This window comes from Rhodospirillaceae bacterium (assembly GCA_016712715.1).
GTDB lineage: Bacteria > Pseudomonadota > Alphaproteobacteria > Dongiales > Dongiaceae > Dongia.
This window is the reverse complement of sequence record JADJQM010000002.1, coordinates 1,140,013-1,158,161: the sequence shown is the minus strand read 5'-3', so window position 1 is coordinate 1,158,161 and position 18,149 is coordinate 1,140,013. Positions and strand designations below refer to the sequence as shown.

The window sequence follows — 18,149 nt, the reverse complement described above, 5'->3', positions numbered from 1 at the left end:
AAGCAATCGTAAATTTGACTCATGGAACGCCCACAGATGCTCGATCTTGCCCGCATCCGCGCCGAGACACCGGCCACCCGGCGGCGCGCCTACCTGCACAATGCCGGGGCGGCGCTGACGCCGGCCCCCATCGTGCAGGCGATGCAGGATTACCTGGCACTCGAGGCGGAGATCGGCGGCTATGCCGCGGCAGACCGCGAAGCCTTGCGACTCGACGGTGTCTACACATCCGTGGCGAGGTTGCTGAATGCCCGGCCCGATGAGATCGCCCTCGTCGAGAATGCGACGGTCGCCTGGCAGATGGCCTTCTACGCCCTGGCCCTCACCTTCAAGCCCGGCGACCGGATCCTCACCGCGGAAGCGGAATATGCCGCCAATTACGTGGCCTTCCTGCAGATTGCTAAACGCAGCGACGTCGAGATCGCGGTGGTGCCGTCGGATGAAACCGGCGCCCTCGATGTGGCGGCCCTCGCGCGCATGATCGATCCCCGCGTGAAGCTCATCGCCATCACCTGGGTCCCCACCAATGGCGGGCTTGCCAATCCAGCGGCGGAGGTCGGCCGGATCGCGCGGGCGCACAACATTCCCTATCTGCTCGATGGCTGCCAGACGGTGGGGCAGATGGTGGTGGATGTCGCGGCCTTGGGTTGCGACATGTTCTCGGCCACCGGCCGCAAGTTCCTGCGGGGCCCGCGCGGCAGCGGCTTTCTCTACATGCGGCGCGATCTCATGCTGCGGCTGGAGCCGCCGATGATCGACCATTTCGCCGCCGATTGGGTGGCGCGCGACCGCTATCAACTGCGCGACGATGCCAGGCGCTTCGAGAATTGGGAGAACAACTACGCGGCCCGCCTGGGCCTCGGCCTCGCCGTCGACTACGCGCTGGCGATCGGCATGGATGAGATCGAAGCCCGTTGCCGGCTGTTGAGCCAGCGCCTGCGCGCGGGGCTGCGCGCGATTCCGGCGCCGTTGTGCGCGACCTCGGCGCCAACCCGTCCGCCATCGTCAGCTTCACGCTGGATGGCATCGCCGCCGAAGATGTCGTGGCGACGGCGAAAGCGGCCCATATCACCATCGGCGCTTCGGACCCCAGCAGCACGCGGATCGATGCCGAGCGCCGCGCGCTCCCGATCCTGGTCCGCGCCTCGCCGCATTACTACAACACGGAAGAGGAAGTCGACCGCCTGATCGCTCTGTGCGCCGGATTGCGCTGATCAGCGCCGGTGCAGCCACCAGCCGGTTTCGCTCAGGGAGAAGATCGGCATGTAATGCTTCACCGTATCGGCCGGCACCACGCTCTTGATCTGGTTGTCGAGGAGGAGCGCCGTGTCGCCGTCATAGACGATCAGCACCGCATGGCCGATATCGAGATTCATGTCGCGCAGCGCCAGCACGCGCATATCCTCGATGGGAATGCCCAGCGCTTTCAAGGCCATGAACTTGGCGATGGCGTAATCCTCGCAATCGCCCTCCATCTTCAGGAACTGGAAGGGCGTCGCCCAAAGTGCGCTGCCTTGCCAGCGCGACAGCATGTCGAACCATTTGGGAAATTTCTTGATGCCCTTGTTGGCGAACTCATGGGAGCCGAAGAGCGGCGGATAGACGCGCGCCTCGGCCACGGTCGGCAACGACATCACCAGCAGCAGCAGAAAGAGCGCGCGCATCCTATTCCGCCGCCCGTGCCGCCAGGGCCTGCTGCGCCTTCAATTTCTGCCCCACCGCGACGATGGCCTCGATGGCCGGCACCAGCTCGCGGCCCAAGGGGGTCAGCGCATAATCGACCGAGGGTGGCGAGGTCGGGCGTGTGCTGCGCGCAACGACGCCCTTCATTTCCAGATCCTTCAGCCGCGCGCTCAGCATCTTGGGCGAAATGGGCGGCATGTCGCGGCGAAGCTCGCCAAAGCGCCGCGGCCCGCCGCTCAGATACCAGATGACATTGGGCGTCCAGGCACCCCCCAGCAGGGCCATGCATTCGCCGACAGCACAGCTGGGCGGCGGTGGCGGCGATTGGTTGCGGCGCAGCTTCAAGGCCATGGGCGCTTCCTCCCGTTACCGCGCGGTTACCGGAAAATCGGCAGCGACGCGGCGTGGCAGTATACATCGGTTACCATATCCCTCTAAGCTCCGCTCCAGCAACCCCAGCCTTGCGGAGACTGCCCAGATGGATGCGCGCTACCCCGAACTCGTCGCGGCCCTCGATCTCTATTTCGACGGGCTTTATCATTCGGACACCAAGCGCCTGGCCCAGGTGTTCCACCCGCAGGCGATCTATGCCTGCGCCACCGACGGGACCCTCACCTACCACACCATGGCGAGCTATTTCCCGATCGTCGATGCGCGCCCGGCGCCGGCCGCCAGCCAGCAGAAGCGCGCCGACCGCATCGTCTCCATCGAGTTCGCCGGACCCGTCACGGCGGTGGCCGTGGTGAACTGCGCCATCGGTCCCAAGGCCTTCACGGATCTGCTCACCTTTGTCAAACTGGACGGGCGTTGGCAGATCATGGCCAAGGTGTTTCATTTCGACCTCACCGCAGCCTGATGGAGAGAACCAGCATGTGGCCGGATCGCCGGATCATCGATCTCTTCGGCATCGAAATGCCCATCATCCAGGCGCCGATGGCGGGACCCTGTTATGCCGACATGGCCGTGGCGGTGTCGGAAGCCGGCGGCCTCGGTTCGCTGCCGACCGCGACCTTCACGCCGGAACAGGCGCAGGCCGAGCTGCAGCTCATCCGCCAGCAGACGGCAAAGCCCATCAACCTCAATTTCTTCTGCCACCAGGCGCCGGTGATCGATCCCGCGCGCGAGGCGAACTGGCGCGCGCGCCTCGCGCCCTATTACGCCGAGTTCGGCATCGACCCCACAGCCCCCATCCCCACCAGCAATCGCCTGCCCTTCGACGATGCGATGTGCCGGCTGGTCGAGGAGTTCAAGCCGCGGGTGGTGAGCTTTCATTTCGGCCTGCCGGAGCCGGCGCTCCTGAAGCGCGTGCGGGCGACCGGCGCCAAGATCATCTCATCCGCCACCAGCGCCGAGGAAGCCGACTGGCTGGAGCGCCACGGCGCCGATGCCATCATCGCGCAAGGCGCCGAGGCCGGCGGCCATCGCGGCATGTTCCTGGGCGGCGATCCGCTCGATCTCGTGGCGACCCAGGCCGGCACCATGGCGCTGGTGCCGCAGGTGGTTGACGCTGTGAAGGTGCCGGTGATCGCCGCGGGCGGCATCGGCGATGCGCGCGGCATCCACGCGGCCTTTGCCCTGGGTGCCGCCGCCGTGCAGCTCGGCACCGCCTATCTCTTCAGCTCCGAAGCGCGCATCTCGGCCCCGCACCGCGTGGCCCTGCAGCAGGCCAAGGACAATCAGACGGCGCTCACCAACATCTTCACCGGGCGGCCGGCGCGCGGCATCATCAACCGCATCATGCGCGAAATAGGGCCGATCACCCGCGATGCCCCGGCTTTCCCCACGGCCGGCGGTGCGCTGGCCCCCGTGAAGGCCAAGGCGGAGGCGCAAGGCTCCGGCGATTTCGGCTCGCTCTGGTCGGGCCAGGCGGCTAGTCTCGGGCGCGACATGGGGGCCGGCAATCTCACGCGCCTGCTCGCCGCCGAGACCCTGGAAAGACTGAAACGATAAGAAGGGAAGATGATGCTCACCAACACCCTGCGCGCGGTGCTGCTGGCCGCCGGCCTGGCGCTTGCCGCCTGCACCGCCCCGGCCCCGGGCGGCTTTGACAGTCCGCAGGCCCTGCTCGACGACATCTATGGCCAATATGCCGACCAGCCGGCCGGGAGCGGCATCGACCTGGCCGCGCCGGGTATTGTCGCGCGCTATTTCACGCCCGAGACCGCGGCGCTCATCGAGGCCGACACCGCGCGCGCCAAAGCCGCGAATGACGTGCCCGTTCTCGACGGCGATCCCTTCGTCGGCTCCCAGGATTGGCAGATCACCGACCTCGACAAGGCCGTCGCAAAGTCCGCCGAGCCCGACAAGACCATGGCCATCGTCAAGTTCATGAATTACGGCCAGCCGGCGGAAGTGAAACTCCACCTCGCGCTGTCCACAAAGGGCTGGCAGATCGCCGATATCGATTGGGGCTATGACACCCTCACCAAAATTCTGCAGGAATAGATCATGCCCAGCAAGAAGCCCCTCACCATCATCGCCCAGGTCCAGGCCCATCCCGGCAAGGAAGCCGAGCTGCTGGCGGCGCAACAGGAACTGGTCGCGGGCGTGGTCAAGGAGCCGGGCTGCCTCCGCTATGAGCTCCATGTCTCGAACGAGAAGACCGGCCGCGTCATCTTCGTCTAGAGCTGGGAAAGCTACGACCTCTGGCAGGATCACATGAAAGCCCCGGCCCTCCTGCAGTTCCGTGCCAAGGCCGGGCATCTGGTGGCGGAAACTATCCTCGACCAGATGACACCGGACCTCGCCTGAATTGACCAGATCGACCGGCTCTGGAAGACTCGACAGGGTCGGTCATTTCTGGCCATGATCGCTGCATGCCCCTGCAGCGCGAACCAGCCGGCAGCATCGACCCCCTGCACCGCTACTGGCGCAGCCTCGCCGATGGTGCGACGCCGCAACGCGCGTTGATCGACCCGGCCGCCATCAAGGCGCTGCTGCCCTATCTCTATATCATCGCCTATGAATTCGACCCCTTTCGTGTGCGCTATATCCTGACCGGCACCGAAGTCGATCGCTGGAACGGGATGAACCTGACCGGTCGCTATGTCGACGAGTTCATCGCCACCGACACGAGCGGCGCCAATCAGATTCTGCTCGATTGTTATGCCGAGGCGCAGGCCAGCGGCCAGCCGGTATTCGGCGCCTATCAATGGCCGATGCGTGCCGGCTATCCGCTCACCGTGAAGTTCGGCATGTATCCGCTGCTGGTCGATGGTGTCGTGCGCCAATGCCTCGCCATCGAGGATTACACCAGTTTCCCGGCCGAGGCCGAACTCGAGGCGGTGCCGGTCGAGGATCCGGCCAAGTCGGCCGCACCGCGGGGCTGACATCCCGAAGCTTCGGTCCAGCTAGGATTTGATCGCCTTGGCGATGGTCGCCCCCTCCAGCAACGCGCCGTCGAGATTGGCGCCTGTGAAGTTCGCCTGTTCGAGGCGCGCATAGCTCATGCGCGTCGGCCATTGCCGCACGCTGCCATCCGGCAGCACCGCCGATTGGCTTCCAAGATCGGCATCGCGGAAATCGGCGCGCCGGGCGATGACCTCGCCGAGGTCGGCGCCTTTGAGGTCGGCGGCGGTGAAGCTCGCCCCGGTGAGATCGGCGCGGTTGAAATTGGCCAGCGACAGCAGCGCCTTGTCGAAATGGGCCGCGCGCAGCTTGGCGCGCGTGAAGACGGCGCCGGTGAGGTTGCGTCCGGCAAAGGCCGCCCCCGACAGGTCCTTCTCGGTGAAATCGGCACGGGCACCCTTGCCACCCGAGGTCTCCACCCAGATTTCATGGGCCTTGACGATGTCTGCGAGCTGCGCGGCGGCGGCGGCTGAATCGTCCACGCTGATCGTGTCGGTGACGTCGAGCTGGTCGAACACCGCCTTGGTGAAATCGACTCCGAAGACGTTGGCTTCCTTGAGGATGGCGCCACCCATCTGCGCGCCTTCGACCAGCGCGCGGTTGAGCTGCGCCCCGGTGAGGTTGCAATTCATCAGATTGGCGCCGCGCAGATCGGCATCCTTCAAGGAGCAGCCGGTGAGGTCGGCTTCGGAGAGATCGGCCTGGCGCAGCACCGCGCCCGAGAGATCGGTGCGGCGGATCAGCGCCTGGTGCAGCTTGGCGCCGGCAAGGTCGGCACGCTTCATGGTGAGGTTCTCATCCTGGCCGGGCTCCAGGCGCAATTGCGCCGGCGCCACCACACCGCCGAAGCTCACCAGCAATGACCCGTCCCGGAAATCGGCGTGGGCAAGTCGCGCTTCGGTGAAATCGGCGCCGGCCAGTTGCGCGCCACGGAAATCGGCGCGCCGGCAATCGGCGCGCACGAAATCGGAGCCGACCAGATTGGCGCCGAAGAGATCCGCCTCGGCCAGTTTTGCCATGCTGAGATCGCAGCGCAGGAATTGCACGCCGGTCATTTTCGCACGGCTGAGATCGATGCCCTTGAGGTCGAGCTGGCGGAACGTGCGCAACGTCAGATCGGCGCGCTGGCCGTCACGTGCGCTGTGCAGCCAGCGTCCATGCGCGAGAAGAACATCCCGCAAGCTGGCATCCGTCCCGCTCGCCATCCAACACCTCTTGGCGGCCATCCCTGGCCAAGGCCTCACCCTTGTGGGTGATCTTGCGCGTCTCCGCCGATAATTGCGACAGGTGCGTTTTCCCCACCGCATCTTTTGCGCCGCATCATCGCAGGCGCTCAGCGACTGTCGCGCGAAAAATGGCGACCTCAACTATCACAGCACGGGCATGCTCGGCGCCGGAATCATGACCACGAGCAGCATGGCGATTTCGTCGGGGTTTCGGACATGCGCCAGCGGCAAGGTGAGAACATCGTAGTTGAGTATCTGGCGGTCGATCACCATCTCGCGCTGGGCATGGCGCGGCACACCACCTTCGACGGCCGTGGTATAGGCAGCGACAACAAAGGGGGCGTAATCGGGCGGCAGCAATTGGTCGGCATATTTGCCGGTATAGTCGCCATCGGCGAAGTATTTGACGAGCGCGCTGCCATAGAGGCGGAAGCGGAAGCGCAAAGGTGCCCGCTCCACCTCGACCAGCATCACATAGCCAAGCGCATAGGGAAAATCGATCGGATCAAGATCGGCCCGGGTCGGCATGTTGCGCGCACCGGCCTTGTCGCGCCAATAGGCGAACATCCGCCTCAGGACGGGATGGCGAATCTGTGCGGCAAAAGCGTCGGCATCGAATCCGCTCATGCACCTGTTCCGGCGGCCCGAAGGTAGGACGGCCAGAATAGGCGTCTCTCCCTGTCCCTACAACCGGCGTTCCTACAGCTTCCACCCCAAACCGCGCATGAAGGTTTCGACGCGGTCGGTATAGGCGCCGGGCTTGCCGAGTTCCAGGTTGATCTCGCCATGGGTGAGGGCCATGGGCAGGACCTCGATCTTGCCGCCCAAGTCGATGGCCTTCTTGGCCAGTTCCTGGTTGGCCGGGCAGGAGACGTCGCCGCGCTTGCGGCAGATGGCGAAGACCGGCAGCGTCGGCCCCTTCACGCGGTGATAGGGCGAAACGGCTTCCCATTCGGCGGGGTCGTCGCCGAAGGCCTCGTCATAGAGGCCGAGATGCCGTTTGGTCATGATCGCCGGCACGTTCATCGCGCCGGAATCGAGCGAGACCGTGCCCTTCCAATTGCGCGCGCCGGCGGCCGTCGCAATCTCGGGCGCCATGGTGATGAGGGTGACAAGATGGGCACCCGCCGAATGGCCCATCAGGATCACATTGTCGGGATCGCCGCCCCAGCTCGGCGCCAGTGCCTGCACCTTGGCGAGAGCCGCCGCCACATCCTCGGCCTGCACCAATGGTTCTTCTTCCGGCATCATGCGATAATTGACCGTGACGAAGATGATGCCCTTGGGCAGCCAGCGCGCGATCTTGTTGTCGACCACGCCGCGCGCATCCTTGTCGCCGCGCTTCCAGCCGCCGCCATGGACCATGAACAGAATGGGCGCGTTCTGCGGATTGGCCGGCAGATAGACGTCGAAGCGCTGATTCCGGTCGGCGCCATAGGCGATGTTCTTCTGGACCGTGACACCGGGCGGCAGGTCGACGGCCGCGGCCGGATGGGCCAGCAGAAGCAGGAGTACCAGGCAACCCGACAGGAATTTTATCACGGCGTTGTCTCCCCTCAGAAATGATGACGTGCGGTGGCAAGGATCATCACGGCCGGCCAGCACAAACCCTGCGCGCAATCCCGGCGGCGATTTTCTGGACGGGCCTATTGCGCGGTGTTGCCGCCATCCACCAGCATGGCATGGCCGGTCATGAAGCTCGCTTCATCCGAGGCCAGGAAGGAAACGGCCTGGGCGATTTCCGACGGCTGGCCGACGCGGCCCATGGGGATTGAGTCGCCATTCTTCTGCAAGCCCAGCTTGGGATCGTCGCCGCGATGCTCGATGCCACCCAGCAGCATGGGCGTTTCCACATCGCCCGGGCAGACCGCGTTGACGCGGATGCCCTGGCGCGCATGGTCGAGGGCCGCGGCCTTGGTCAGCATCACGACGGCGCCCTTCGAGGTGCAGTAGGCCAGTTCGCGCTTGCCCGCCACCACGGCCCAGTCGGACGCGATGTTGACGATGGCGCCACCTTTGCCGCTTGCCTCAAACTGCGCCACCATCTGGCGGATGGCGGCGCGGCTGAAGCGGAACACCGCATCGACATTGACGCCCATCACGCGGGCGAAATCATCGTCGGATGTCTCCAGGATATTGCCGCGATGGATGATGCCGGCATTGTTGACCAGGATATCGAGGCGGCCATGCAAGGCGACCGAGCGCGCCACAAGATCGTCGGCCAGACCCTTTTCCAGCACGTCGCCGGCAAAGAAGGTCGCACCGAGTTTCTTCGCCAGCGCCTCGCCTGGTGCCTGGTTGCGGCCGGTGAGGACAAGCTTCGCCCCGTCCGCGGCGAATCGCTCGGCGATGGCAAGGCCGATCCCCGAAGTGGCGCCGGTGACCAGTGCCACCTTGCTGTTCAATCTCTGGCTCATCTCTTATCTTCCTCCAGCTGCATTGTGCTGGAGTGTAGCCAAACCCGTGACGGGTGTCTCGCAAGGCGACAGTAAAAGAAAGACCCGCGACCGAGGCGCGGTCGCGGGTTTGCCCCTTGGGGCGGTCGAATGGCCAGCGGCGGATCAGCCGGCGATGCCGCTGCCACCTCTCGACCCGCGGCCGCTGTCTTTGTCCTTCTTGCCGCCGTCATTCCCCTTGGCGTCCTTGCCGTCACGGCCGTTCTGAAAGGCGCCCTTGACGTCGTTCGGCGCACCGAACAGCAGATCGCCGATCTTTTCGAACAGCGCCGGCTCCGACTTCTTCGGATCGGCCAGCACCCGCAGCTTGTCTTTCGGCTCCGCGAGCGTCTTGATCGGATCCTCAGGCTCAGCCAGAGCCTTGATCGGTTCCTTCGGAGCGGCGAGACCCAGATTCGGCTCCTTCGGATCGGCGAGCCCAAGAACCTCGACTTCCTCGGCGATCGCCAGGTCATGTTCCGGCGTCCCAAATTCCAGCTCTTCGATCTTTTCGCCGATCGCTTCGTCACCATTGGGCTGCTTGTGCTTCTTCAGCACCGGCTTGTCGCCAATGTTGATCTTGCCGCCCGGATTCTTCATGACAATCTCGTCACCCGGGAGCTTCTTCTGCTTGCCGCCGCCGTTGCCCGACCCGTTGCCGGAATCGCCGTCCACGTCGCTACCATTCTCCTTGCTCGGTTCGCCGCCATCATTCTTGGCTTCTTCATCACCAGGCTCCTCGCCGTCTTCGGTCACGGGCTGTTCGATAAACGTGTCGCCGGCCTTCTTGCCCTTCTCGGCCATGGCGAGAGCCGTGGTCATTTCCGGGCTGAGATGCGTGGCCGTGTCGCATTTGCCGGCATTGATGCGCTGCTGCAGTGCCTGGCCCGAAAGCTGGGTGCAGGTGCCGGCGTTGGCCTGGGCTGCGATGGGCATCCAGGTAATCGTCAAAGTCGTGAAGGCAATCGCGGAAAGAAGTTGAGTCTTGTTCATGATCCACCGTCTCTTGGTTTCTGCATAAGGCCCTGCGTCATGCTGGGCCGATGCCGATTGGTGGCGCGGATCGGTCTATAAGTTCAAATGAAATGCGTCTTTATTGCTTCTTTAATATCGTTATATATCAATATGATAATATATCTGACAGCGAAATCATGTGACAAATTGTGCGATGCGTCACAGGGTCTGCTTAATGCCGCCGGACAGAATCCCGGACGATCAGTTGCGCCGGCAGCATGACCTGTTCGCGCGGCGACACCTCTTCCTCGAAAGCGCGCTTGCGGATGAGGCGCAGGGCGTGCTGGGCCATTTCGCCCACCGGCTGGCGCGCCGTGGTGAGGCCCGGCCTGAAGGCGCCGGCCCAGGGGAAATCGTCGATGCTGGCCACCGACATGTCATCGGGTGCCTTGAGGCCGCGATCATGCAGCGCGCGCATGACGCCGATCAGCATGTTGTTGTTGGCAACGAAGATGGCGCTTGGGCGCCGCTTGAGATCGATGAGGGCCTGGGCTTCCCGATAGCCGCCGGCTTCGCGGAAATCGGCATGGCGGATGAAATCGGGCTGCAGCCTCAATTTCGCTGAGCCCATGGCGCGTTCGAAGCCCTGGAGACGTTCGTCGCTGGTATGGTTGCCTTTGGGGCCGGCGATGATGGCGATGTCGCGGTGCCCCTGCTGGAGGATGTGCCGCGTCGTCTCCAGCCCGGCCACGACATTGTCGAGCGTGATGGTGTCGAAGGGCGTGTCATCCCAGGCATTGTCGACGATCACCACCGGGATGTCGCGCGACCAGCCGTCGAAGCGGTAGTCACTGCGGCTGCCGGCCGGACAGAGGATGAGGCCGTCGACCCGCTGCTGGCGCATGAGGCTCATCATCTTCGCCTCGGCTGCGATGTCGTAATTGCTGTCGGCAAGGATCGTCGCATAGCCATAGGCCTTGGCCATCAACTCGACGCCGTGCACGAATTCGGTGAAGAACGGGTTGGTGATGTCGGGGATGACCAGGCCGATGAGGTCGGTGCTGCCGGTGCGCAAGGAACGCGCGATCCCGTCCGGCTGATAGCCCAGCGTCGCAATGGCGCGCTCGACCCGCGCCTTCAGCGCCGGGCTCACGAAGCGCCGGCCGCTGACGCAGGCAGAAACGGTCGCGACCGAGACCTCGGCCTCATCCGCCACATCGCGCATCGTTGCCATGACGGCGGTCAGGCCCACCAATCCTTGCTGGCACCGGGTGCTCGGGCCGATTGCAGGATGGCACCCGGCGCCATCGGCTCGATGTCGAGCAGATATCGCTGCACATCGCTCATGCGCTCATAGGTCGCCTGAACCAGATGTTCGCGCTGCACCAGCTGCTGGGGCAGATCGCGGCGGGTATAAGTCAGATGCAACACGCGGCGGCGGGCGCCGTTGTTGTTGCGGGTACCGCTATGCCAGATCGATGAATTGCACACGATGATCGAACCTGCCGGCGCTTCCACCAATACCTCGCCGGGATAGGGTGCGCCGGCGTCCTGGGGCACGCGCGCCTCGTCCTCGGGCGACAAAGGCTGCGGGGTCCAGTCGAAGCGGTTGACGATCGAGCAGTTGAAGGGCGCCCAATGATGCGAGCCCGGCACGACGCGGGTCGGGCCGTTCTCCAGCGTCATGTCGTCGAAGCAGATGATGACGTTGAGGACCCACCAATCGCCGTCGAAATGCTTGGGCACATCGACATGGAGATCCTGCTGGCCCCTGCCCCGCAACGGCTCGCGCAGATTGGCGCCATGTACCTTGATCTCGCCCAGCAGATAGGCGGAGGCAGCCAGCACCGTCTTGATCTCGAGGCAGCGGTCGAATGCGGTCGATTTGTTGAAGATGTTGGAGACGCGCGGGGCGCCTGGTTCGACATGGACCTCATGCCCGCCCTGCGCGCCTTCGATGGCCGAGAGATGGTCGAAGGCATCCGCCATCGCCCGGCATTCGGCGGGTGAGAAGATGCCCTTGCGGATGAAGTAGCCGTCCTCGTCGAGCTGGCGGCGTTCGCCGTCGGTGAAATCGGCGCCGGTGACGCCGAGGTCGTGGAGGGCTCGCTTGGTGTACATGGCGCTTCTCCCGAAAAGTCGCTGTTAGCTGCCAGCTAATCGTTTAGCTAATCGATTAGCTGGCAGCAAATCACAGGTATCGGGGGCGGGCAAGCGAGGCATGCTTTTCGGGCAAAGCCACCCGCGCCATTGGTATGACGAATTAACTTTTGCGCTTTTGCTGCATGTGCGAAGAATGACCTTCCCCGACCTTAGTCCGGATGATGGTCCAGATGGCCCTGCCGCGTTCGATCCTCGCCCTTGCCGCCGGCTGTTTCGGCATCGGCACGACTGAATTCGTGGTGATGGGCCTCCTCCCCGATGTGGCGCGCGATCTCAACGTCGACATTCCGCAGGCGGGCCTGCTGGTCACGGGCTATGCGGTCGGCGTCGTCATCGGCGCGCCCATCCTTGCCATCCTCACCGCGCGCCTGCCGCGCAAGGGGGCGCTGCTCGGCCTCATGGGCGTGTTCGTGCTCGGCAATCTCTTCTGCGCCCTCGCCCCCACTTACGAATTGATGCTGGCGGCCCGCATCTTCACCGCCTTTGCGCATGCGGCTTTCATGGGGATCGGCGCGGTGGTCGCAGCCGACCTCGCCCCGAAGCATCAGCGGGCGCAGGCGATGTCGCTCACCATGGCAGGCCTCACGGTCGCCAATGTGCTGGGCGTGCCCGGCGGCACCGCCCTTGGCCAGGCCTTCGGCTGGCGCTTCACCTTCCTCGCCGTGGCGATGATCGGGGTCATTGCCGCCATCGCGGTCGCCATCATGGTGCCGCGCATGGCGGCCCTCAGATCAAAATCGCTGCTGGGCGAGTTCGCGGTGCTGAAGCGCCCGCAGGTCGCCCTCGGCATGGCCATGAGCGCGCTCTCGGCCGCCGCCATGTTCTCGGTCTACACCTACATCACGCCGATCCTCACCAATGTCACCGGCATCGCCGCCGCCTCGGTCACCTATGTGCTGGTGGTGTTCGGCATCGGCCTCACCGTCGGCAATCTCCTCGGCGGGCGACTTGCCGATTGGAAGCTCATGCCCTCGCTCATCGGCCTCTTCCTGCTGACCGGCGGCTTGCTCGCCCTCTTCACCGTGACGGCCTTCAACCCGGTGACGGCGATCGCAACCCTCATCGTCTGGGGTGTCGCTGGTTTCGCCGTGGTGGCGCCCTTGCAGATGCATGTGGTGAACGAGGCCAAGGGGGCGCCCAACATGGTCTCGGTCCTCAATCATGCCGGCTTCAACATCGGCTGCGCCTCGGGGGCGTTCCTGGGCGGCCTGCCCATCGCCCATGGCTTTGGCTATGAGAGCGTGCCGTGGATGGGTGCCGCCGTGGCGTTTGCCGCCTGCGGCGTCGCGCTTTTCTCGCTCTGGCTCACCAGACGGACGGGCGGGAGTGAGCCGGTCTATGAACCGGAAGCAGCACCGGCCGAATAGGTCGCGGTCACCATACCTTCGTCACGAGACAGCCTATCCAGGTCCGAGTATCAGCAGCCTCTGGCGCCCTCTTCGTGGCCGACTCCTCCCGCCGTCACCTAACCGTAACACGGTCATTTTGACGATCTCTACTACCTATGGTATTTTCCATCAGGTCATGGGATCTGGACCAGGGTTTGAACCGACGGGGGAATTCGATGAATTACACCGGCTTGCGTCAAATCAAAGATGTTGAAGAACGTCGCCGGGCCATCTACGGCCTTTTCAACATCCGAAGAGGGCTCTCGCGGAAGATTCCAGCGAAGAGCGAAGGAAATTTCCTGCTTGCCACCTGGAACATCCGAGAATTCGGCGGCGAGAAAATGGGACCACGGCTGCCGGAAGCGCTTTATTTTATCGCCGAATGTCTCAGCCGATTTGATCTCATCGCCGTTCAGGAAGTGCGGGCCGATCTTCGCGCGCTTAAGGACGTGGTGCGAATTCTCGGCCCGCAATGGGACGTGGTGTATTCCGATGTCAGCTATGCCGACGGTGGCAATTTTGAACGCATGGCCTTCATCTTCAATAAGGGGAAGGTGAGCTTTACGGGTCTGGCAGGCGAAATGGTCCTGCCAAACAAGGAGGCGAGCGCGGAAGTCGCGCAGATAGCGCGGACGCCGTTCATCTGCGGTTTTCAGGTCGGCTGGACAAAATTCAACCTCTGCACGGTTCACATCTATTACGGCGAGGGAAAACCTGATCCGAAACGGCGCGTTGAGGAAATAGACAAGCTCGCCAAAATCCTCGCCAGCAAAGCGAAGGACTATATCGACATCGCGGCTCCCAAGAACTATTCACCGGAGCATCTGGTACTGCTTGGCGATTTCAATATCTTCAAGCGCAGCGACAAGACCTTTGCCGGTTTGACCAAGAACAAGTTCTTCGTGCCGGAAAAACTGGCGGCGCTGCCCAAAGGCTCGAATGTCAAGATGGACAAGTTTTACGACCAGATTGCTTTCTTCAAACACAAGGCGACCGCGAAGAATACCCAAGCGGGAATCTTCGATTTCTTCGACTATGTCTTCAATGACCCGAAGAAGTTCCGTCACATCACGAAAGCCAGGACGGTGAAGGCGTTCAACGACTGGCGGACATACCAGATGTCCGACCATCTCATCATGTGGAGCGAATTCGGCGTTGACGAAACCAACGCCTATTTGAAAGAGCTGGCTGCGCTGGACAAGTGATGAACGACGGCAAGGACCCGATGCCCATGCCACAAAAGAGGCAAGGTCCGGTCTATGAACCGGAAGCAGCACCGGCAGAGTAAGGCAAGACCGGCCGCGGATCAGGCCGGGCCGACCTCATCGACGGATTTCGCATTAGTCACCGCGAGCCAGATCCCGGCAAATACGGTCACCAAGCCCACCACGAGATTCCAGCGGATCGCCTCGCCGAGCAGAGCCGCGCCGAACAGCGATGCGGTGATCGGGTTGACCGTGACCGAGATCGCGACCCGCGTCGGCGATGCGCGGCCGAGGGCAAAGGCCCAGAGGAAAAAGGTCACGGCCCCGCCGAACACGCCGAGATAGGCGACCGCCGACCATTGCGGCACGTCGAACGCGGCGAGCGGCGCAAATCCGCCGCGCGCTCCCGACACGATGAGGAGACAAAGCGCCCCGACACCCATCCCGGCGGTCGCAAATGGAATGGGACCCGAGCGGCGGATGAATGGGCGCGACCAGACATTGTAGAGCGCCATGCAGAGGGCGGCGCCGATCATCAGCAGATCGCCGCGCCAGGCGCCTTCCGGCACGGTGGCAAGGCCCGACAGCAAGGCCAGCGCCACGCCCGACATCGCGATCAACACGCCGACCGTCTTGCGCAGGGTGAGTTTCTCGATGCCGAGCAAGGCGCCTACCAGCAAGGTGAGGAGCGGCAGGGTCGACAAGGCGAGTGCGCCGCGCGCCGCCGTTGTGTAGATCAGCGACGCGTTGAAGAGGATCGGGAACAGCGCAAAGAACAGCAGCCCCAGCCCCGCGACACCCGGCCAGTCCCGCCGCCCCGGCCATGTCGCGCGCTGCAGAAGGGCCAACGGCAGCAGGAGGACAAAGCCGATGCCAAAGCGCAACGCACCCAGGGCCAGCGGGTCGATGGCATCCATTACATAGCGCGTCGCCACCACCGCCGTGCCACCGATCCCGCTCGAGAGCACCGCCGCCATCACGCCCCAGATCTCGCCCATGCAGATGTCTCCCCGATGGCCCCGAACGAGACTAGCAACATTCTTCAAAGTCCAGGCACGCAACGGCGTCATGGCCCTGGGCGCAGAGCGCGGTGCTCACAGTCCCGAGCCATCGCTCATGCCGGCTCATCAGGGCAAAGTGAAGAATTTCGCGAGATCGGCCCCGCGCGCTGGGCCGGGTTGCTACACAGCCCGCCGCGCGCGCTTTGCCCGGTATATCTCCTGATCAGCCCGGTCGATGAGAAAATCGATTTCCGTCCCGTCCTGGGGTTAACGGCGACGCCGGTGCTGGCGGAAAGCGGCATCGCGACATTCTCGAAACTGAAAGGCAGCCGTGTCGGAGCGGCGCGAGATGCGGGTGATGCGTACCGCCGTGTCGTACAGGGCCGTGTCGCACAGGGCCGTGTCGCACAGGGCCGTGTCGCACAGGGCCGTGTCGAACTGGGCCGTGTCGAACTGGGCCGTGTCGCACTGGGCCGTCTCGCACTGGGCCACAACGCGTGATTTTGCGTGCCGGCAATACGATGGGGCGACTATTCGAGGTTCGGCAGCTACGAAGGCAGGGGCGCGCGTCCCACGGTGTCGCTGAGACGACGTGTGCCATTCCACAAATACCTCCAATTCACCCAGGATGAAAATACGGGCTGCGCGGCGTCAAGATTTGCTGTTAACTATTGCGGGTGATACGCTTGGGTATCGCACGTTGAGAGGGGCCCGCCATGCCGACCAACGAGACCGCCCTGCCACCCGTCAGCGCCGACCCGGCCCAGCGCCAGTCGCCCGTCAATCGGCCGGATGCCCAAGGCGGCCCCGAGCCCGGGACAGCGCTTGCTCTGTCGGGCGGTGGCTATCGGGCCATGCTGTTTCCTGTCGGCACGCTGTGGCGATTGTACGATGCGGGGCTGCTTGACAAGCTGGTGCGCATTTCCAGCGTCTCGGGCGGGTCGATCACGGCGGCTCAGCTCGCCCTGAAATGGAGCAAGCTCAGCTTCGACCCACTGAAGGTGCGCGCCGATTTCGAGCCCCAGGTGGTGGCGCCGATCCGCGCGCTCGCCCGCCACACCCTCGATGTAAAATCCGTGCTCAGCGGCATCTTCTTTCCCGGCACGATCGGCGAGAAGGTGGCTGCCGCCTATGCCAAACATCTCTATGGCTCGGCGACGCTGCAATCGCTGCCCGACCATCCGCGCTTCGTCATCAACGCCACCAATGTGCAGACTGGCGCGCTGTGGCGCTTCTCGAAACCCTATATGGGCGATTACCGGGTCGGCCTCGTCGACAAGCCGACCTTGTCGCTGGCGACCGCCGTCGCCGCCTCCTCGGCCTTTCCACCGATCCTCTCGCCGCTGGTGATCAAGCTCGACCCGGCGAGTTTCGGCCCGCCGGAGAAAGGGGCGACGCTGGACCATCCGCCCTTCAACAAACGCGTCGTGCTCAGCGATGGCGGGGTCTATGACAATCTTGGCCTGGAGACGGTGTGGAAGCGATACCAGACCGTGCTGGTGAGCGATGCCGGCGCCAAGATCGCCGATGAAGGCGAGCCCGCCGAGGATTGGGCGCTGCATTCCCTGCGCGTGCTCGACCTCGTCGACAACCAGGTGCGCAGCCTGCGCAAGCGGCAGTTGATCGGCTCCTATATCGACGGCAGCCGGCGCGGCGCCTATTGGAGCATCCGTGGGGACATCACGAAGTATGGCGGCTCGGCCACGCAATTCCCGCCCGACCACACCAGGGACCTCGCCGAGACGCCGACGCGCCTCGAAGCCATGCCCGACGCGCGGCAGGAGCGGCTGATCAATTGGGGCTACGGCATCGCCGATGCGTCGTTGCGCAAGCATGTCGATGGCAACCTGCCGGCGGCGGCATTGCCCTATCCGACGCGCGGTGTGTGAGGCCAGCCTGCTGCGACGCGCGGGTGCCGCACCCTCGCGCATCATATAGGGGGATCCCAATGGGGGGGATCCAGAGACGCGCCGCCCCGCGTATAAGAGGCATGATGACAACACGTCGAATGCTGCTCGCCGCCCTGCTGGGCGCCCTCGTCCCGGTGACGGCCTCCCCGGTGACAGCCTTCGGGCAAAGCGGGCCGGACCCGGTCGCCGTCGCGCGCTTTGGGGCCGGCGATCGCGGCCAGTGGCAGGAGGAGATCTTCGCCGGCAAGACGCTCTATGATCTTGTGCCCTTTGCCGGCGGCACGGCCCTCCATGCCAAGGCCAACGGCACAGCGTCCGGACTCTATCGCGAGATGGAGATCGATCTTGCCAAGACGCCGGTGGTCAAGTGGCGCTGGGCTTTGGGGGGCGGGCAAAGCCGGGCTCGATCCGCGCCGGAAGGATGGCGACGATTATCCGCTACGCCTTTACTTCGTGGTGAAGCGCGGCCTCTTCAACCTCGACACCATCGCCGTGCAATATGTCTGGTCACTGTCGCAGCCGGTGGGTGCGTCCTGGCCCAACCCGTTTGCGCCCAGCGTCAAGCAGATCGCCATCGACAGCGGTGCGGCTCCCGCGGGCGAGATGGTGGCGCATAGCCGCAACCTGCGCGACGATTTCCAAGAGCTGTTCGGCGAGACGATCGACCGGGTCGATGTCATCGCCATCATGACCGATGCCGACAATGCCGGCGGGATCAGCGAAGGCTGGTATGGCGATGTGAGCTTTGCGGCGAAGTGAAGGTTCCGTAACAAATCGCCGCGCGGTGCGAACTGCCAGTGGGGCATCCGCGTCCGGATGCCACGGGTAAGGGAGTT

General features: G+C 64.1%; 20 protein-coding genes and 2 pseudogenes. 12 read left to right on the top strand and 10 right to left on the bottom strand.

Annotated features, from left to right (window positions below; genetic code table 11):
- Positions 1-36: 36 nt before the first annotated feature.
- Positions 37-1,214 (top strand): annotated as a pseudogene (locus IPK59_16405) (aminotransferase class V-fold PLP-dependent enzyme).
- On the opposite strand, the gene IPK59_16400 reads toward IPK59_16405, so the two are convergent.
- The gene (locus IPK59_16400) at positions 1,215-1,664 is read right to left on the bottom strand and encodes a transglutaminase-like cysteine peptidase (GenBank protein MBK8160279.1); all 450 of its coding nucleotides are present in this window, start codon (positions 1,662-1,664) and stop codon (positions 1,215-1,217) included.
- Position 1,665: 1 nt separating this feature from the next.
- Positions 1,666-2,034, bottom strand: a complete 369-nt coding sequence (locus IPK59_16395; GenBank protein MBK8160278.1) for a helix-turn-helix transcriptional regulator — start codon at positions 2,032-2,034, stop codon at positions 1,666-1,668.
- 127 nt (positions 2,035-2,161) lie between these two features.
- Between IPK59_16395 and IPK59_16390 the strand changes: the two genes are divergently transcribed.
- The 5 genes from IPK59_16390 to IPK59_16370 all read left to right on the top strand — a co-directional run bounded on the left by IPK59_16390 (position 2,162) and on the right by IPK59_16370 (position 5,012).
- Positions 2,162-2,539, top strand: a complete 378-nt coding sequence (locus IPK59_16390; GenBank protein ID MBK8160277.1) for a nuclear transport factor 2 family protein — start codon at positions 2,162-2,164, stop codon at positions 2,537-2,539.
- The gene (locus IPK59_16385) at positions 2,539-3,633 is read left to right on the top strand and encodes a nitronate monooxygenase (protein MBK8160276.1); all 1,095 of its coding nucleotides are present in this window, start codon (positions 2,539-2,541) and stop codon (positions 3,631-3,633) included. The genes IPK59_16390 and IPK59_16385 overlap by 1 nt, the downstream gene beginning before the upstream one ends.
- Before the next feature lie 9 nt (positions 3,634-3,642).
- On the top strand, positions 3,643-4,128 hold the full coding sequence (locus IPK59_16380; GenBank protein ID MBK8160275.1) for a DUF3828 domain-containing protein: 486 nt from the start codon (positions 3,643-3,645) through the stop codon (positions 4,126-4,128).
- A gap of 3 nt (positions 4,129-4,131) precedes the next feature.
- On the top strand, positions 4,132-4,308 hold the full coding sequence (locus IPK59_16375; protein ID MBK8160274.1) for an antibiotic biosynthesis monooxygenase: 177 nt from the start codon (positions 4,132-4,134) through the stop codon (positions 4,306-4,308).
- A gap of 191 nt (positions 4,309-4,499) precedes the next feature.
- Positions 4,500-5,012, top strand: a complete 513-nt coding sequence (locus IPK59_16370) for a PAS domain-containing protein (protein MBK8160273.1) — start codon at positions 4,500-4,502, stop codon at positions 5,010-5,012.
- Positions 5,013-5,033: 21 nt separating this feature from the next.
- Here IPK59_16370 and IPK59_16365 read toward each other — a convergent pair whose 3' ends face one another.
- The 7 genes from IPK59_16365 to IPK59_16335 form a co-directional block, all read right to left on the bottom strand.
- Positions 5,034-6,236, bottom strand: a complete 1,203-nt coding sequence (locus IPK59_16365) for a pentapeptide repeat-containing protein (GenBank protein MBK8160272.1) — start codon at positions 6,234-6,236, stop codon at positions 5,034-5,036.
- Between the two features lie 165 nt (positions 6,237-6,401).
- Positions 6,402-6,884 carry a PAS domain-containing protein gene (locus IPK59_16360; protein ID MBK8160271.1) on the bottom strand — a complete coding sequence of 161 codons (483 nt, stop codon included), beginning with the start codon at positions 6,882-6,884 and terminating at the stop codon, positions 6,402-6,404.
- A 72-nt stretch (positions 6,885-6,956) separates the two neighbouring features.
- On the bottom strand, positions 6,957-7,799 hold the full coding sequence (locus IPK59_16355) for an alpha/beta hydrolase (protein ID MBK8160270.1): 843 nt from the start codon (positions 7,797-7,799) through the stop codon (positions 6,957-6,959).
- 104 nt (positions 7,800-7,903) lie between these two features.
- Positions 7,904-8,674, bottom strand: a complete 771-nt coding sequence (locus IPK59_16350; protein MBK8160269.1) for an SDR family oxidoreductase — start codon at positions 8,672-8,674, stop codon at positions 7,904-7,906.
- 144 nt (positions 8,675-8,818) lie between these two features.
- Complete coding sequence (locus IPK59_16345; protein ID MBK8160268.1) at positions 8,819-9,685, bottom strand: hypothetical protein; 867 nt, start codon at positions 9,683-9,685, stop codon at positions 8,819-8,821.
- Between the two features lie 193 nt (positions 9,686-9,878).
- Positions 9,879-10,898, bottom strand: a complete 1,020-nt coding sequence (locus IPK59_16340) for a LacI family DNA-binding transcriptional regulator (protein ID MBK8160267.1) — start codon at positions 10,896-10,898, stop codon at positions 9,879-9,881.
- Positions 10,889-11,767 carry a phytanoyl-CoA dioxygenase family protein gene (locus IPK59_16335; GenBank protein ID MBK8160266.1) on the bottom strand — a complete coding sequence of 293 codons (879 nt, stop codon included), beginning with the start codon at positions 11,765-11,767 and terminating at the stop codon, positions 10,889-10,891. The genes IPK59_16340 and IPK59_16335 overlap by 10 nt, the downstream gene beginning before the upstream one ends.
- 218 nt (positions 11,768-11,985) lie before the next feature.
- On the opposite strand from IPK59_16335, the gene IPK59_16330 reads away from it, so the two are divergent.
- Both IPK59_16330 and IPK59_16325 read left to right on the top strand, forming a co-directional pair.
- Entirely contained in the window at positions 11,986-13,176 is a 1,191-nt protein-coding gene (locus IPK59_16330; protein MBK8160265.1) for an MFS transporter, read from the top strand.
- A 197-nt stretch (positions 13,177-13,373) separates the two neighbouring features.
- Positions 13,374-14,402: an endonuclease/exonuclease/phosphatase family protein gene (locus IPK59_16325; protein ID MBK8160264.1), complete on the top strand. Its 1,029-nt coding sequence runs from the start codon at positions 13,374-13,376 to the stop codon at positions 14,400-14,402.
- A 101-nt stretch (positions 14,403-14,503) separates the two neighbouring features.
- On the opposite strand, the gene IPK59_16320 is transcribed toward IPK59_16325, so the two are convergent.
- A complete protein-coding gene (locus IPK59_16320) occupies positions 14,504-15,400 on the bottom strand; it encodes a DMT family transporter (protein MBK8160263.1) in 897 nt (298 codons plus the stop codon).
- Between the two features lie 180 nt (positions 15,401-15,580).
- Between IPK59_16320 and IPK59_16315 the strand changes: the two genes are divergently transcribed.
- The 4 genes and pseudogenes from IPK59_16315 to IPK59_16300 all read left to right on the top strand — a co-directional run bounded on the left by IPK59_16315 (position 15,581) and on the right by IPK59_16300 (position 18,072).
- The gene (locus IPK59_16315; GenBank protein MBK8160262.1) at positions 15,581-15,904 is read left to right on the top strand and encodes a hypothetical protein; all 324 of its coding nucleotides are present in this window, start codon (positions 15,581-15,583) and stop codon (positions 15,902-15,904) included.
- A gap of 215 nt (positions 15,905-16,119) precedes the next feature.
- The gene (locus IPK59_16310) at positions 16,120-17,292 is read left to right on the top strand and encodes a patatin-like phospholipase family protein (protein ID MBK8160261.1); all 1,173 of its coding nucleotides are present in this window, start codon (positions 16,120-16,122) and stop codon (positions 17,290-17,292) included.
- Positions 17,293-17,351: 59 nt separating this feature from the next.
- Positions 17,352-17,693, top strand: a pseudogene (locus IPK59_16305) (DUF3047 domain-containing protein).
- Positions 17,659-18,072 carry a DUF3047 domain-containing protein gene (locus IPK59_16300; protein ID MBK8160260.1) on the top strand — a complete coding sequence of 138 codons (414 nt, stop codon included), beginning with the start codon at positions 17,659-17,661 and terminating at the stop codon, positions 18,070-18,072. The pseudogene IPK59_16305 and the gene IPK59_16300 overlap by 35 nt, the downstream one beginning before the upstream one ends.
- Positions 18,073-18,149 lie beyond the last annotated feature (77 nt).

Bases quoted from the DNA above. Each gene is read 5' to 3' on its own strand.
- IPK59_16400 (MBK8160279.1), bottom strand. From the start codon at position 1,664: ATGCGCGCGCTCTTTCTGCTGCTGCTGGTGATGTCGTTGCCGACCGTG.
- IPK59_16335 (MBK8160266.1), bottom strand. From the start codon at position 11,767: ATGTACACCAAGCGAGCCCTCCACGACCTCGGCGTCACCGGCGCCGAT.
- IPK59_16385 (MBK8160276.1), top strand. From the start codon at position 2,539: ATGGAGAGAACCAGCATGTGGCCGGATCGCCGGATCATCGATCTCTTC.
- IPK59_16345 (MBK8160268.1), bottom strand. From the start codon at position 9,685: ATGAACAAGACTCAACTTCTTTCCGCGATTGCCTTCACGACTTTGACG.
- IPK59_16395 (MBK8160278.1), bottom strand. From the start codon at position 2,034: ATGGCCTTGAAGCTGCGCCGCAACCAATCGCCGCCACCGCCGCCCAGC.
- IPK59_16390 (MBK8160277.1), top strand. From the start codon at position 2,162: ATGGATGCGCGCTACCCCGAACTCGTCGCGGCCCTCGATCTCTATTTC.
- IPK59_16325 (MBK8160264.1), top strand. From the start codon at position 13,374: ATGAATTACACCGGCTTGCGTCAAATCAAAGATGTTGAAGAACGTCGC.
- IPK59_16320 (MBK8160263.1), bottom strand. From the start codon at position 15,400: ATGGGCGAGATCTGGGGCGTGATGGCGGCGGTGCTCTCGAGCGGGATC.
- IPK59_16360 (MBK8160271.1), bottom strand. From the start codon at position 6,884: ATGAGCGGATTCGATGCCGACGCTTTTGCCGCACAGATTCGCCATCCC.
- IPK59_16365 (MBK8160272.1), bottom strand. From the start codon at position 6,236: ATGGCGAGCGGGACGGATGCCAGCTTGCGGGATGTTCTTCTCGCGCAT.
- IPK59_16380 (MBK8160275.1), top strand. From the start codon at position 3,643: ATGATGCTCACCAACACCCTGCGCGCGGTGCTGCTGGCCGCCGGCCTG.
- IPK59_16350 (MBK8160269.1), bottom strand. From the start codon at position 8,674: ATGAGCCAGAGATTGAACAGCAAGGTGGCACTGGTCACCGGCGCCACT.
- IPK59_16375 (MBK8160274.1), top strand. From the start codon at position 4,132: ATGCCCAGCAAGAAGCCCCTCACCATCATCGCCCAGGTCCAGGCCCAT.
- IPK59_16370 (MBK8160273.1), top strand. From the start codon at position 4,500: ATGCCCCTGCAGCGCGAACCAGCCGGCAGCATCGACCCCCTGCACCGC.
- IPK59_16310 (MBK8160261.1), top strand. From the start codon at position 16,120: ATGCCGACCAACGAGACCGCCCTGCCACCCGTCAGCGCCGACCCGGCC.